Raw genomic sequence first — 14,144 nt, 5'->3', positions numbered from 1 at the left:
ATCGCCGCGCCGCGACCCGGCGAAGGTGGACGAGACGATGGCGTTGCCAGAGGCGCAGGCGAATGTCGAGTGGCGCGAGGGCCGGGTGCCGGTTTCGACGCGCTTCGACGATCCGTATTTCTCGCTTCAGGACGGGCTGGCCGAGACGGCGCATGTTTTCCTGACCGGCAACGCCCTGCCCGCGCGTTTCGCGCCGGGGTTTCGGGTGGCCGAACTGGGCTTCGGCACCGGCCTCAACGCGCTGGCCGCCGCCGCCCTGTGGCGGCAGGCGGGGATCGCGGGGCGGCTGCGCTTCACCTCGTTCGAGGCGTTCCCGATGGGCGCCGAGGACATGGCCCGCGCGCACGCGGCTTTCCCCCACCTCGCCGCGCTCTCGGCCCCGCTGGTCGAAGCCTGGGCGGCCGGCGCGCGGCAGATCGTGACGGACGCGCTGCACCTGACGGTGATCGTGGGCGATGCACGTGAAACACTCGCGGGCTGGGAGGGCGGCGCGGACGCGTGGTTCCTCGACGGCTTCGCCCCGGCCAAGAACCCCGAACTGTGGGAGCCCGCGCTGATGCACCAGGTCGCCCGGCGCACTGCCCCCGGCGGCACCGCCGCCACCTATACCGCCGCCGGCCGCGTCAGGCGGGCACTGCAGGAGGCCGGTTTTCGCGTCGAACGCGTGCCGGGCTTCGGGCGCAAGCGGCACATGACGCGGGCGGTGCTCGCATGAGCCAGAGGAACGACACCCGGCTCGGCATCATCCTGATGGCGATCACCACCCTCGTCTTCGCAGCGCAGGACGGCATCTCGCGCCACTTGGCAGCGGAGTACAACGTGCTGATGGTGGTGATGATCCGCTACTGGTTCTTCGCCGCCTTCGTGGTGGCCGTCGCCGCGCGGCAGTCGGGCGGTGTGCGGGCTGCGGCGGCGACGGTGCAGCCGGGCCTTCAGACGCTGCGTGCGCTGGTGCTGGTGGGCGAGGTCTGCGTGATGGTGCTGGCCTTCGTCTTCCTGGGCCTGGTCGAGGCGCACGCGATCTTCGCCTGCTACCCCCTGCTGGTGGCCGCGCTGTCCGGCCCCGTGCTGGGCGAGGAGGTCGGGTGGCGTCGCTGGGCCGCCATCGCCGTTGGCTTCGTCGGCGTCCTGATCATCCTGCGCCCCGGCTTCGCCGTCTTCGCGCCAGAGGCGCTGGTGGCGCTGGTGTCCGCCCTGCTCTTCGCGCTCTATGCCCTGCTGACGCGGTATGCGGCGCGGCGCGACGACGCGGCCACGAGCTTCTTCTGGACCGGGACCGTGGGTGCGGTGGCGCTGACGATCCTGGGCGTGTGGTTCTGGGAGCCGATGTCGCCCGCCGACTGGGGCTGGATGGGGCTGCTGTGCGTCACCGCCTCGCTCGCGCACTTCCTGCTGATCAAGACCTACGAGGTGGCCGAGGCGAGCGCGGTGCAGCCCTTCGCCTATCTGCAGCTCGTCTTCGCGTCGATCATCGGCGTCGGTATCCTGAGCGAGACGATCGAGTGGAACGTGGCGCTGGGTGCGGCCATCGTGGTCGGCGCGGGGATCTTCACGCTGGTCCGCGAGGCGCGGGCCAAGAGGCAGGCACGGCGGAGGGCGACGGCATGACGGGTGTTTCGTGGTCGGGGGCGGCGACGCGCTTCCTGGCAGTCCGGCTGGAGCCAGGCGCGGACCTGCGGCGCGGCCTGATCGAGGTTTTCGACGCCCAGCCCGAACGCGCGGGATTCGTCGCCGCCGCCGTCGGCAGTTTGACCGTGGCGGCGCTGCGCATGGCGGGCGAGCCCGAGGTCGAGCGGATCGCCGGCCCGCTGGAGATCGTGGGCCTGTCCGGCACGCTGTCGGTGGACGGCCCGCACCTGCACCTCGCCGTGTCGTTGTCCGACGGGCGGATGCTGGGCGGGCACCTGATGGACGGCGCGAGGGTGCGCACCACCGCCGAGATCGTGCTGGGACTGGCCGCGGGCGTCGTGTTCGAGCGGCCGGTTGACCCTGCCACCGGCTACCGCGAACTGTCGGGGCGCGAAGGCTGAGCCCTAGCTGCCCTTGAGTTCGGACGTGAACTCGAGCGGCCCCTGCGGCGTCTCGCCCGACACCCGCGCGCGGTAGACGGGCAGAGACTCGGCCACGCGCATGACGTAGTTGCGGGTTTCGTCGAACGGGATGTGCTCGATCCAGTCGATCACGTCCACCGCCGGCGTGCGCGGGTCCCCGAAACGCGAGATCCACTGGATCGGCCGCCCCGGCCCGGCATTGTAGCCCGCCGAGACCAGCAGGGGATTGTTGCCGAAACGCTCGATCAGCCCGTCGAGGTAGGCGGTGCCAAGCGTCGCGTTGAAGGCCGGGTCGGAGTAAAGCCGCTCGCGGGTATAGGACAGGCCCAGCCGCTGCGCGACCTCGCGCGCGGTGCCGGGCATCAGCTGCATCAGCCCTCCGGCGCCGACGTGGCTGCTGACGCCCGGGTCGAACTCGCTTTCTCGCCGGGCGATGGCGAGGGCCAGCTCCACCGGCACCGGCAGGTTGTCCACGCCCAGGTCGATGACAGGAAAGTATGGGCGCGGCAGGGTATGGCCCATTCGCGCGGCCTGTTTCGCGACACGCAGCGCGATGTGCGGCTCGCCCAGCGTCTCGGCCAGCGTGGCAAGGGTGCCGAGTTCGGCTTCGCTGAGCACTTCGCCCAGGTGGACCATGAAGCGCTCGGCCAGGTCACGCTCGCCCGCCGCCTGGAGCAGCAGCGCCGCCTCCAGCACCGAGCTGTCGCGGAAGGCGGCCTCGGAGATGCTGGGATAGCTCTCGGTCCCGGTCAGCGCGGGGTCGAGCGGCAGGCCCGCCCGCTCGGCCGCGAGCAGGCCGTAGAAGCTGGTCTGGTACTCGGCCCCGAAGGCATAGGCCTGCTGCGCGGCCTCGTCGTCGCCCAGCGCCTCGTGCGCCCGGCCCTCCCAGTACCCGGCGCGGCCCAGACTGATCGGCGTGTCGACAGCGATGCGCAGGTGGCGGAAATGCTCGAGCGCCTTGTCCGGCGCGTCGAGGAAGCGCAGGGCCAAGTAGCCGGAAAGCCACTCGAGGTCGGAATAATGATCCGCGCCCGGAGGCAGGTGGTGCGCGGCGGCGACGGCATATGCTTCCTCGTACTCGGCATCCCGCATCAGGTCGCGCGCCATGTCGCCGCGAAACCGCGCCCACGGGGCCGGTTCGCCCAGCAACTCGGGCCGGGCGCTGCGCCCGACCAGAAGTTCGCGCGCGGAGTCGTCGCGGTTCTTGCTCATCCGCCAGCGGAAGCGTTCGTAGGCGAGGCCGGGATCGTTCTTCAGTCGGGCGGGCACGGCGTCGATCAGCGCGTCGACGCCCAGCGCCTCGGCCCGCAGCGCCATGCGCGCCTCGGCCAGCGCGGTCCATCCGGGGTCATCCACGCGCGGCAGCATGCGGCGGACGGCGTTCGACGCACCGCGCCACAGCAGCATGTCCAGCCGCGCCTCGTGCAACGGCTCGAGCACGTCGGGATAAAGAGCGAGCAGCGCACTTTCGACCTCGAACGTCAGGGTCTGGTTCAGCCAGGCCATCGCCGCCTGCGCCTGCGCGTCGCCCTCGGCGCCGATTTCGTGGAACGCGCGGACCAGCGCCAGCGCCCCATGCGCCGTTTCGGGCGCGGTCTCGGAGAAGAAGACGATGACGTCGGGGCCGCTGCCGGTCAGCGGCAGCGTCTTTTCCATCTGCTCCTTCAGGTAGGGCAGGCCCGGCCAGTCGCCCCGGCGCGCCAGGAAGTCGAGCGCCTCGTCGAACGTGCCCCGGCCGGCGCGCAGGCGGTGCCACTCCACCACGTCGCGCCCCACCGGCCCGGCGTCGCGACCATGCGTCTGCGCCGCACTCCAGTCGCCGCGGCGAACTTCGGACATTGCCTCTCCCATCGCATGGGCGAGCGCGCTTTCCGACGCGAGCGCGGGCTCCGCCGGAAGCTGAGCGAACAGGAGGGGCAGGACGAGGGCGATAAGGGCTGAGAGTCGCATGTGGCGGAGAGTATGCGCAGGCAGCGAAGGAGCAACTCACAAACTTGGCAAGGTGCGGCGTCATCGCTAGGGTCCGCCGCGGATTCGCAGTCGGATTCTCCACCTGAAGTCAAAGCAAAGGATGCGTGTCATGTTCACGGGTTCCCTTCCCGCCCTGGTCACGCCGTTCAAGGACGGCGCAGTGGATTTCGACACGCTGAAGAAGCTGGTCGAGTGGCATATCGAGCAGGGCAGCCACGGCCTGGTGCCGGTCGGCACCACGGGCGAAAGCCCCACGCTCACCCACACCGAGCACGAGCAGGTCATCGAGGCCGTGGTCGAGGCCGCCGCGGGCCGCGTGCCGGTGATCGCCGGGACCGGGTCGAACAACACGACCGAGGGCGTGCGCTTCATGGAGCACGCCGCGCGCGTGGGCTCGAGCGCGGCGCTGGTGGTGACGCCCTACTACAACAAGCCGACGCAGGCGGGCATGATCGCGCACTTCACGGCGATGCACGACGCCGCCGACCTGCCGATCATCATCTACAACATCCCCGGCCGCTCGGCCGTGGACATGTCACCGGCGACGATGGGCGAGCTGGCCAAGCTGCCCCGGATCATCGGCGTGAAGGACGCGACGGGCGATCTGGCGCGGGTGAGCCTGCAGCGCATGACCTGCGGCAAGGAGTTCCTGCAGCTTTCGGGCGAGGACGCCACGGCCATCGGTTTCAACGCGCAGGGCGGACGCGGCTGCATCAGCGTGACCGCGAACGTCGCGCCGAAACTCTGCGCCGAGTTCCAGGAGGCGACGCTGCGCGGCGACTATGCCACCGCACTCGAATACCAGGACCGGCTGATGCCGCTGCACCGGGCGATCTTCCTCGAACCGGGGCTCGTCGGTGCGAAATACGGACTTTCCCTTCTGGGCCTGTGCTCGGACGAGGTGCGCCTGCCGCTGACCCCGCTGACCGAGGGCACGCGACTGGCCATCAAGGACGCGATGATTCACGCCGGGCTCATCAGCTAGAGGATTTCGTGCGGCTCTGGCGCTGGCCGAGCCGCACGTTGCGCATCACCTCGACCAGCATGGCGGTCAGCAGGCCGAAGTTCAGCAGCCCGTTGGCTGCGGCCATGCCGCCCAGCAGCCGCCATTCCTGCGGCAGGAGAATGTCGCCGAAGCCGAGCGTGGTGAAGGCGACGAGCGAGAAGTAGACCGACGCCTCCATCGTCGTGAAGATGCCGAGGGCATACAGCGACAGCGCCCAGATCCAGACGCAGACAGTCATCATCGCCAGCGTCCAGACCACCGACAGGCACAGCACCAGCATCAGCTTCGGTCCATGCGGTTCCCGGTGGAGCCACTTCTGCCGCACGCTCAGCAGCCATTCCAGCGCCCAGAAGGCGCCTGCCCCGACGACGATGGTGAGCAGGATCAGTGTTGTGGCGATCGCGATCTGCAGGAACATGTGTCGGATGCTTCACCGGTGGGCCGGGTGGGTCAACCGTGGCTAAGCGCCGCTTAACCCTGATCCTGCATCCTGCAGCCACCGTGAACCCTCGCGGTGGAAGGAGGTGATCGCCTTGAGTGAGCGGAGCTTCCGCAGATGGATGGTGACGATTGCGGCCCTGTCGCTTCTCGTCGCCATCGCGAGACTCGGACTCGGCCGCCGAGCCGGGAACGGGTCGCCCCCGCAGAGCTGCAACTCTGCGGGGGCATTAGGGAGGTGATCCCCCAGAGCGTTACTTCCGCAGACATGAAGTATGCTGCCAACTCCCTTACAGAAAGTAAAGTTTCGCGCCTCGGCCTCCGCTTGATCCCCCCTCCTCCAACCTCTATCTCGCTTGGCATGGCAAAGCCCAAGGACAACCCGAACTACAAGGTGATCGCCGAGAACCGGCGGGCGCGGTACGACTATGCCATCGAGGACGACCTCGAATGCGGCATCGTCCTGACCGGGTCCGAGGTGAAGTCGCTGCGCCAGAACACCTCGAACATCGCGGAGTCCTACGCCGCGGTCGAGAACGGTGAGCTCTGGCTGGTGAACGCCGATATCGCGCCCTACGAGCAGGCGATGTTCGGGCACGAGGACCGGCGCCGGCGCAAGCTGCTGGTCAACAGGCGCGAGATGGCGCGGTTGTGGAACGACACGCAGCGCAAGGGCATGACGCTGGTGCCGCTGGTGCTCTACTTCAACCACAAGGGCATCGCGAAGGTGAAGATCGGGATCGCCAAGGGCAAAAAGGCGCCCGACAAGCGCGAGACCGCCGCCAAGCGCGACTGGCAGCGCCAGAAGCAGCGGCTTCTCAAGGAGCAGGGCTGAGGCCGGGGCCCGGCCTTGCCACCGCGCGCGGCGGCGTTTAGGCATTCGCCAGCGCCGTCCCTGCCGGAGGAGGCCCATGGCCGCAGACGACCCGACCACGCTGGTCTCGACCGACTGGCTTGCCCAGCACCTGTCCGACCCGGACATCCGTATCCTCGACGCCAGTTGGTACCTGCCCGACGCGGAACGTGATCCAAAGGCCGAGTACGAGGCCGCGCACATCCCGGGCGCCCGTTTCTTCGATATCGACGAAATCAGCGACAACCGGTCGGACCTGCCGCACATGGCGCCGCCGCCCGAAAAGTTCATGAGCCGCCTGCGCGCCATGGGCGTGGGCGACGGGCACCAGGTGGTGGTCTACGACGGCATGGGCCTGTTCTCGGCTGCGCGGGTGTGGTGGCTGTTCAAGCTGATGGGCAAGACGGACGTCGCGGTGCTCGACGGCGGGTTCGCCAAGTGGCAGGCCGAGGGGCGGCCCGAGGAGGACCTGGCGCCGGTCATCCGCGACCGGCACATGACGACCTCGCGCCAGAACCACCTGATGAAGGACGTCACGCAGGTGGCGCAAGCCTCGAAGATCGGGGATCACGAGATCCTCGACGCTCGCGCCCCCAGCCGCTTCGCCGGCGCCGAACCCGAACCGCGTGCGGGACTGCGCGCCGGCCACATCCCGAACTCGAAGAACGTGCACTACCGCACGCTCCTGAACGACGACGGCACCATTAAAAGCCCCGAGGCCCTGCGCGCGGTATTCCGCGAGGCGGGCGTCGACCTCGACAAGCCGGTCATCACCACCTGCGGGTCGGGGGTGACGGCGGCGATCATCAACCTTGCGCTCGCCCGGATCGGGCACGTGAACCACGCACTTTATGACGGGTCGTGGTCGGAATGGGGCATGTACAACGACCTCAGGGTCGCTACCGGAGAGAAATGAGATGCTCGACAAGCTGAGCCCCCAACCCGCCGATAAGATCCTCATGCTGATGCAGATGTTCCGCGAGGATCCCCGCGAGGACAAGATCGACCTCGGCGTCGGCGTCTACCGCAACCCCGAGGGCGTGACCCCCGTAATGCGCGCCGTGAAGGCAGCCGAGCAGCAGGTGTGGGAGACGCAGACGACCAAGGCCTATACCGGGCTGGCCGGCGATCCCGCCTACGCAGAGGCTCTGGGCAAGCTGATCCTCGGCACCTCGGTCGAGAGCGAGCGGACCTCGGCCATCGCCACGCCCGGCGGCACCGGCGCGATCCGGCAGGCGATGGAGCTGATCCGCATGGCCGCGCCAGAGGCGACGGTCTGGGTGTCGCAGCCGACCTGGCCGAACCACCTGTCGATCATCAAGTTCATGAAGATGCCGATGGCTGAGTACACGTACTTCGACAACGCCACCCGGCAGGTGGACTTTGATGGCATGATGGCCGACCTCGAAGGCGTGAAGGCGGGCGACGTGGTGCTGCTGCACGGCTGCTGCCACAACCCGACCGGCGCCAACCTGACCGAAGAGCAGTGGGGCAAGGTTGCCGATCACCTGCTTGCGAAGGGCGCGATCCCGTTGATCGACATCGCCTACCAAGGCTTCGGCGACGGGCTCGAGGCCGACGCGGCGGGCACGCGCCTGCTGGCGTCGCGCATGCCGCAGATGCTGGTGGCGGCGAGCTGCTCGAAGAACTTCGGCATCTACCGCGAGCGGGCGGGCCTGCTGATCGCCATCTCGCCCGACGCGAAGGCGCAGCCGACGGTGCAGGGCAACCTGAACTACCTCAACCGGCAGAACTATTCCTTCCCGCCGGACCACGGCGCGCGGCTGGTGATGACCATCCTCAACGACGACAAGCTGACTGCCGACTGGAAGGCCGAGCTCGAGGACATGCGCACGGGCATGCTGGCCCTGCGCAAGCAACTGGCCGAGGAGCTGCGCCAGCGGTCGAACTCGGACCGGTTCGACTTCCTGGCCGAACACCGCGGCATGTTCTCGCGCCTGGGCGCCACGCCCGAGCAGGTCGAGGCGCTGCGCCGTGATCACGGCATCTACATGGTTGGCGACAGCCGCATGAACATCGCCGGGCTGAACGCCAAGACGGTCCCGATCCTCGCACAGGCGATCGTCGACGCGGGCGTCTGAGCCGTCGGCAGTTCTCCTCCTGCGCCCGACCCGATTCGGTCGGGCGCAGGGAACCATCTCCCCCTCTCCAAGAGTTGACGCACCGAACGGCCGCAGCGCGACGCTGCCGACAAGCCGTGCGTCAAACGCCTGGACGAGGAGAGATGTCATGGCAGACGAGAAGACGACAAAGGAAACGCTGGGCGACGAAGCCCGCGCTACCGCCGACAAGGCGAAATCCAGCGCCCACAACATGGCCGACGAGGCCCGCGCCAAGGCCGCCGAGATGGCCGAAGAGGCGCGCGACCGCGCCTGGCAACAGGGCGAATACTACAAGAACGCCGCCGCCGACGAGACCGGGAAGGTCGCCTCGGCCCTGCGCAAGGCGTCCGACGACCTGCGCGACGGTACCCCGCAGGAGCGCGTGATCGGTCGCATGGCTGAAGGGCTGGCCGAGACCGCCGACGGCATGCGCGAGATGGACGTGACCGAGATCGGCCGCGAATTGACCGGCTTCGCCCGCCGCAACCCGGTGGCTTTTTTGGGCGGTGCGGCCCTTCTGGGCTTCGCGGCGAGCCGCTTCCTGAAGGCCAGCGCGCACCACGATGACGGCTATACCGCCGGCCCGCCGATGCGCCGCCCGAGCGATCCGTACCCGCCGCGCCCGGTCGGAGACGTCGACCCCGTCGGCACCACTCCGCCGCGTCCCGCGCCGACGCCCGGAGGGACTGTCTGATGGCCGACACCGAGCACGAGAAGCACCACCGCACGACGGCGCAGCTCCTCTCGGACGCCATGGGCCACATCAACGGCCTGTTCCGCAAGGAGATTGACCTCGTGCGGGCCGAGGTGAATGAAAGCCTCAATCATGCCGGTGTGGCGGTCGGCCTTCTGGTCGCTGCGGTCGTCGTGGTCCTGACCGGCCTCGACGTCGTCAGCGCCGCCATCGTCGCGGGGCTCGTCGAACTGGGGCTCGAGCCCGGCTGGGCCGCTCTCATCGTCGGCGTGGTTTACTTCTTCATCGCCTATCTCATGGCGCGCAAGGGACTGAACGAGCTGCGCGAGATCAGCATCGCGCCCAAGCGCGTCGCCGACAATGTCCGCAAGGACGCCGAAGCAATCAGAGGAACCGAGAATGCCCGTTGATCATGTCCGCACACCCGAAGAGATCGAGCGCGAGATCGAGGAAGAGCGTTCCGGCCTTTCGCGCACCATGCACGACCTTCAGGAGAAGATGTCCTTCGACGGCGTGATGGGTGACGCAATGGAAAGCCTGAGCGCCAGCAGCTCGGACATCGCCTATACCGTCAGCCGCACCGTGCGCCGCAACCCGACCGGCTTCGCCATCGCGGGTCTGGGACTGGCGTGGCTAGCCTATTCCATGTCGCGCAACTCCGAGCGCGACGACCTTTACAACTACGAGCGCGGCCACAGCAGCATGTACCCGACCTATGGCGGCGGCGACACGCGCTATACCGGCATGGATCCGGTGGACCGGGTTCCGCCCCGTGGTCCCGTACCAGCCGGCACGCCGTATCCCGGCGCCGGAACCGAGGGCGGACACGATTCGCCCTGGGACGAGGTGGCCGAGCGCGTGCGCGAACACCGCCGTGCAGCCGAAATCGGTGGCGCCAACGCCAAGGCGCGTGCCCGCGGATACGCCAGTCAGGCCGGAGCACGGTTTGAAGGCGCCAAGCACGACGCCGAAGGCCGCTTGGAAGGGGCCAAGGCCCGGGCCCGCGGCTACGCGCACGAGGCGGAAGGTCGCTGGGAGGGCGCGAAGGCCCGCGGTCGGGGCTACGGCGCGCGCCTACGGTCGTCGGCGCACAGCCTGCGCGAGCGCATCGCCGACGGCACGCACGAGATGAACGAAGAGGCGCGCCGCCGCGTGATCGCCGCGCGCAACCGCGCCTACGAGGCGCAGGTGCGGGCCGAGTACATGGCGCGCCGCGGCAGCAGCCAGGCCGGCGACTTCTTCGAAGAGCAGCCGCTGGTGGCCGGTGCGCTGGCGATGGCGGTGGGTGCCGCGATTGGCGGCATGCTTCCCTCGACCCGCCGGGAGGACGAGGCGTTCGGCGCATACCGCGACGACCTCTTCGCCGAGGCGCAGCGCGTCTACGAGGAAGAAAGCGCCAAGCTCGCCGACGTGGCCCGCGCCACCGCCGACGAGGCCAAGAAGCAGGCCCAGGAGGTCGCCGACACGGCCAAGAAGGACGTGAAGGAAGGTGCCTCGGACGTCAGCTCCAAGGCGCGCGACGCCGTCGACAAGGTCGGCGACAAGGCCGAGGAAGAGGCCAAGGACAAGAACGTGGGCGGATCGGTCAAGTCGTGACCGTGCCCGTGCCGCGAAGACATGGAAGGGCGCCCGGTCGGGCGCCCTTTCTCGTGCGGCAGGACGGCGCCTTGTATCGGTCCGCCATCTCATTATATTCCGTTTTGCTAATATGAATAACGCAAGCAATGAGGTTGCCATGTTCACCCGCACCAGTCCCTCGACGGGCCCCGGCTCGCCCCGCGTCACCGGCTTCTACGAGGCCGACAGCGGCAGCATTCAATACGTCGTCGTCGACGAGGCGACGAAGAAGGCCGCTTTAATCGACGTGGTCCTGGACTTCGACCCCGAACACGGGCGCACGCGCACCGACAGCGCGCAAGAAGTCCTCGACTACGTGCGCGACGAGGGGCTTGAGGTGCAGTGGGTGCTCGACACCCACCCACACGCCGACCACATGATGGCCTCGGCCTGGCTAAAAGAGCAGACCGGCGCGCCCAATGCCATCGGCGAGAAGGTGCGCGAGATCGCCAAGCTGTGGGAGAAAATCTATAACACTCCCGGCGCTTTCGACCCCGACCGCGACTTCGACCGGCTTCTGGCGAAGGGCGACACGATCCCGCTGGGCGAGCTCGAGATCCGGGTGATGTTCTCGCCCGGGCACACGCTGGGCTCGATCACCTACGTCGTCGGCGACGCGGCCTTTGTGCACGACACGCTGATGCACGTCGACGCGGGCACCACGCGCGCCGACTTCCCCGGAGGCGACTCGGGCGAACTTTATCGCTCGCTCATGGAGATCCTGGCGCTGCCCGAGGATACCCGGCTGTTCGTCGGCCACGACTATCCGCCCGTAGGCGACCGCAAGGACCCGGCGTGGGAAGCCACGGTGGCCGAGCACAAGGCGCACAACAAGCACCTGGGCGGCGGCGTGACGGAGAAGGATTTCCGCAAGATCCGCGACGAGCGGGACGCGACGCTGGCCCTTCCCGACCGGATGCTGCACGCGCTTCAGGTAAACCTGCGCGGCGGCCGCCTGCCCGAGCCCGAGGATGACGGCAACAGCTACTTCAAGATCCCCGCGAACAAGTTCTGAGGAGGACACGATGAAGACGGAGCAAACCGAGCACGGCACGCTTGAAACCTGGACGCCGCAAGAGGTGGCAGAGGCCTACGGAAAAGGCGAGATCGCCTTGATCGACGTCCGAACGCCGCAGGAGTACATGTTCGAGCATGTCGAGGGCGCGATGCTTCTGCCGATGTCGTTCGTCGATCCCGACAAGCTTCCCTCGCAGCAGGGCAAGCGGCTGGTCTTCTACTGCGGCTCGGGCGCGCGCTCGGGCAAGGTCGCGCACAGCTGCCTGGCGAAGGGCATTCAGCCCCTGGCCCACATGGAAGGGGGCTTCGGTGGCTGGAAGCAGGCCGGGCTTCCGCACATCGGCACCGACATGGCCACCGGCGCGCCGAAGCGGGTGCCGGGCAAGAGCTGAAGTTCGACGGCGGATCGTGAAAAGGCCCGGGCGCGATCTGCGCCCGGGCCTCTTTCTTGCGATTGGTCCGGGATCAGCCTTTCGCGAACTCCGGATAGGCTTCCATACCCAGTTCGCCCACGTCGAGGCCCGTGATCTCGGCTTCTTCGCTGACGCGGATGCCCATCACGCCCTTCAGCACGGCCCAAACGACGGCGCTGACTACGAAGACGAATACCCCGACAATGATGATCGACAGAAGCTGCCCCATGAAGGTCGCCGCGTCGTTCGTCAGCACCACGGCCAGCGTGCCCCAGATGCCGGCGAAGAGGTGCACCGGGATGGCACCGACGACGTCGTCGATCTTCAACTTGTCGAGGAACGGCACCGTGAAGACCACGATCACGCCGCCCACGGCGCCGATCAGGGTGGCCGCGCCCAGCGACGGGGTCAGCGGTTCGGCCGTGATCGACACCAGGCCCGCCAGCGCACCGTTGAGCACCATGGTCAGGTCCGGCTTCTTGTAGAGCACCTGCGTCAGGATCAGCGCAGCAATGGCACCGCCGGCCGCGGCGGTGTTGGTGTTGGCGAAGATGCGGCTGATGTCGGCCACGTTACCCGCGGTGTCCATGTAAAGCTGCGAGCCGCCGTTGAAGCCGAACCAGCCTAGCCACAGGATGAACGTGCCCAGCGTGGCCAGCGGCAGGTTCGCGCCCGGCATCGGGTGCACCCCGCCATCCTTGTACTTGCCGATGCGCGGCCCGAGGATCAGCGCGCCCGCCAGGGCGGCCCAGCCACCGACCGAGTGCACGACGGTCGAGCCGGCGAAGTCCTGAAAGCCCAGCGCCGAGTCGAGGTAGCCGCCGCCCCACTTCCAGCTTGCCTGGATCGGGTAGATCAGGCCGGTGAGGATGACGACGAAGATCAGGAACGGCCACAGCTTGATCCGCTCGGCCAGCGCACCCGACACGATCGAGGCGGTGGTGGCGCAGAACATCAGCTGGAAGAAGAAGTCCGAACCGACGGAGGCATAGGTCAGATCGGTTTCGGTGTCGGCCAGGCCCACCGGCTCGAGCGAGGCAATCGAGAAAGCGCCGAGCCAGCCGTCGATGGCCCAGCCATCGCCCGGGTACATCAGGTTGTAGCCGACGAGGTAGTACATGATCGCGGCGAGCGAGAAGAGGCCCATGTTCTTCATGAGCTGCATCGTCGTGTTCTTCTGCCGCACCAGCCCGGCCTCGAGCATGGTGAAGCCCGCGGCCATCCAGAACACCAGGAAGCCGGCCACCAGGAACATGAACGTGGTGAAGATATAGCCGATCTCGGTGTTCAGCGGCGTCTCGTCCACGAGCACGGCCGCCTCCTGCGCAAGGCCCGGCTGAACCGTCGCCGCGGTGGCGAGCACCGCCAAAGCGATCGAGGATTTCAGTTTCATAGAGTTTCCCCTCTGTGTCTCAGGAACTTTCAGCGCCGGGTCACAGCGCTTCTTCGTTGGTTTCGCCGGTGCGCACGCGCATGGCGCTCTCCACGTCGAGGACGAAGATCTTGCCGTCGCCGATCTTGTCGGTCTTGGCGGTGGTGGCGATGGTCTCGACGACCTGCTCGGCCATCGCGTCCCCCACCGCGATCTCCAGCTTCACCTTCGGCACGAAATTCACCGCGTACTCTGCGCCGCGGTAGATCTCGGTGTGGCCGGACTGCGAGCCGAAGCCCTTGATCTCGGTCACCATCATGCCGCGTACGCCGATGGAGGTGAGCGCCTCGCGCACCTCCTCGAGCTTGAACGGCTTGATCGCTGCAATGATCAGTTTCACGTCTGTCCCCTTCCGTTGAGCGGCGACCGGGGCACGCCGCAGAGAGTTCACGCTTCGCAAAAGGCGGCGGGCGGGCGGACGACTCAAGATCGAGGGGGTGACGCGACGGGCGGATTCCAAGGCATGTTGCACAATTTTTGCACAATCATATCCACGCGCACATTTATTGAGCAGATCATAAAATGGTCA

General features: G+C 67.9%; 16 protein-coding genes. 12 read left to right on the top strand and 4 right to left on the bottom strand.

What is annotated here, in order from left to right:
* The first annotated feature begins 37 nt into the window (after window positions 1-37).
* Genes mnmC2 through BM162_RS08410 form a run of 3 tightly spaced genes read left to right on the top strand, consistent with a single transcriptional unit; the run spans window position 38 to window position 2,030 of the window.
* Window positions 38-715, top strand: coding sequence for a tRNA (5-methylaminomethyl-2-thiouridine)(34)-methyltransferase MnmC2 (gene mnmC2, locus BM162_RS08420; protein ID WP_093420621.1), 678 nt, complete (start codon window positions 38-40; stop codon window positions 713-715).
* Window positions 712-1,608 (top strand): DMT family transporter, encoded by an 897-nt coding sequence (locus tag BM162_RS08415; protein ID WP_093420364.1) that lies wholly within the window; start codon window positions 712-714, stop codon window positions 1,606-1,608. Before mnmC2 ends, BM162_RS08415 begins: the two co-directional genes overlap by 4 nt.
* On the top strand, window positions 1,605-2,030 hold the full coding sequence (locus BM162_RS08410; protein ID WP_093420362.1) for a PPC domain-containing DNA-binding protein: 426 nt from the start codon (window positions 1,605-1,607) through the stop codon (window positions 2,028-2,030). Before BM162_RS08415 ends, BM162_RS08410 begins: the two co-directional genes overlap by 4 nt.
* Window positions 2,031-2,033: 3 nt before the next feature.
* Here the strand turns inward: BM162_RS08410 and BM162_RS08405 are convergent, their stop codons facing one another.
* Window positions 2,034-3,890 carry a lytic transglycosylase domain-containing protein gene (locus BM162_RS08405; protein ID WP_245759208.1) on the bottom strand — a complete coding sequence of 619 codons (1,857 nt, stop codon included), beginning with the start codon at window positions 3,888-3,890 and terminating at the stop codon, window positions 2,034-2,036.
* 241 nt (window positions 3,891-4,131) lie between these two features.
* On the opposite strand from BM162_RS08405, the gene dapA reads away from it, so the two are divergent.
* Entirely contained in the window at window positions 4,132-5,007 is an 876-nt protein-coding gene (gene dapA, locus BM162_RS08400) for a 4-hydroxy-tetrahydrodipicolinate synthase (protein ID WP_093420357.1), read from the top strand.
* Here dapA and BM162_RS08395 read toward each other — a convergent pair.
* Window positions 5,000-5,446 (bottom strand): ion channel, encoded by a 447-nt coding sequence (locus BM162_RS08395; RefSeq protein WP_093420354.1) that lies wholly within the window; start codon window positions 5,444-5,446, stop codon window positions 5,000-5,002. The genes dapA and BM162_RS08395 overlap by 8 nt on opposite strands.
* Before the next feature lie 381 nt (window positions 5,447-5,827).
* On the opposite strand from BM162_RS08395, the gene smpB reads away from it, so the two are divergent.
* The 8 genes from smpB (at window position 5,828) to BM162_RS08355 (ending at window position 12,162) form a co-directional block, all read left to right on the top strand.
* Window positions 5,828-6,301 (top strand): SsrA-binding protein SmpB, encoded by a 474-nt coding sequence (gene smpB, locus BM162_RS08390; protein WP_093420352.1) that lies wholly within the window; start codon window positions 5,828-5,830, stop codon window positions 6,299-6,301.
* A 76-nt stretch (window positions 6,302-6,377) separates the two neighbouring features.
* Window positions 6,378-7,235, top strand: a complete 858-nt coding sequence (gene sseA / locus BM162_RS08385) for a 3-mercaptopyruvate sulfurtransferase (protein ID WP_093420349.1) — start codon at window positions 6,378-6,380, stop codon at window positions 7,233-7,235.
* A gap of 1 nt (window position 7,236) precedes the next feature.
* The gene (locus BM162_RS08380; protein ID WP_093420347.1) at window positions 7,237-8,421 is read left to right on the top strand and encodes an amino acid aminotransferase; all 1,185 of its coding nucleotides are present in this window, start codon (window positions 7,237-7,239) and stop codon (window positions 8,419-8,421) included.
* Window positions 8,422-8,569: 148 nt separating this feature from the next.
* The gene (locus BM162_RS08375; protein WP_093420344.1) at window positions 8,570-9,136 is read left to right on the top strand and encodes a hypothetical protein; all 567 of its coding nucleotides are present in this window, start codon (window positions 8,570-8,572) and stop codon (window positions 9,134-9,136) included.
* Window positions 9,136-9,546, top strand: coding sequence for a phage holin family protein (locus BM162_RS08370; protein ID WP_093420342.1), 411 nt, complete (start codon window positions 9,136-9,138; stop codon window positions 9,544-9,546). The genes BM162_RS08375 and BM162_RS08370 overlap by 1 nt, the downstream gene beginning before the upstream one ends.
* Window positions 9,536-10,732 carry a DUF3618 domain-containing protein gene (locus BM162_RS08365; RefSeq protein WP_177215101.1) on the top strand — a complete coding sequence of 399 codons (1,197 nt, stop codon included), beginning with the start codon at window positions 9,536-9,538 and terminating at the stop codon, window positions 10,730-10,732. Before BM162_RS08370 ends, BM162_RS08365 begins: the two co-directional genes overlap by 11 nt.
* Before the next feature lie 139 nt (window positions 10,733-10,871).
* Window positions 10,872-11,768: an MBL fold metallo-hydrolase gene (locus tag BM162_RS08360; RefSeq protein WP_439332825.1), complete on the top strand. Its 897-nt coding sequence runs from the start codon at window positions 10,872-10,874 to the stop codon at window positions 11,766-11,768.
* Window positions 11,769-11,778: 10 nt separating this feature from the next.
* Entirely contained in the window at window positions 11,779-12,162 is a 384-nt protein-coding gene (locus tag BM162_RS08355) for a rhodanese-like domain-containing protein (RefSeq protein WP_093420335.1), read from the top strand.
* Between the two features lie 73 nt (window positions 12,163-12,235).
* Here BM162_RS08355 and BM162_RS08350 read toward each other — a convergent pair whose 3' ends face one another.
* Together BM162_RS08350 and BM162_RS08345 are read right to left on the bottom strand one after the other, a co-directional pair.
* The gene (locus BM162_RS08350; RefSeq protein WP_093420332.1) at window positions 12,236-13,576 is read right to left on the bottom strand and encodes an ammonium transporter; all 1,341 of its coding nucleotides are present in this window, start codon (window positions 13,574-13,576) and stop codon (window positions 12,236-12,238) included.
* Between the two features lie 40 nt (window positions 13,577-13,616).
* Window positions 13,617-13,955, bottom strand: a complete 339-nt coding sequence (locus BM162_RS08345; protein ID WP_093420330.1) for a P-II family nitrogen regulator — start codon at window positions 13,953-13,955, stop codon at window positions 13,617-13,619.
* Window positions 13,956-14,144 lie beyond the last annotated feature (189 nt).

Origin of the sequence: Tranquillimonas alkanivorans, from assembly GCF_900115595.1 — a bacterium.
Taxonomy (GTDB): Bacteria; Pseudomonadota; Alphaproteobacteria; order Rhodobacterales; family Rhodobacteraceae; genus Tranquillimonas; species Tranquillimonas alkanivorans.
This window is presented reverse-complemented; position numbering and strand designations above follow the sequence as displayed.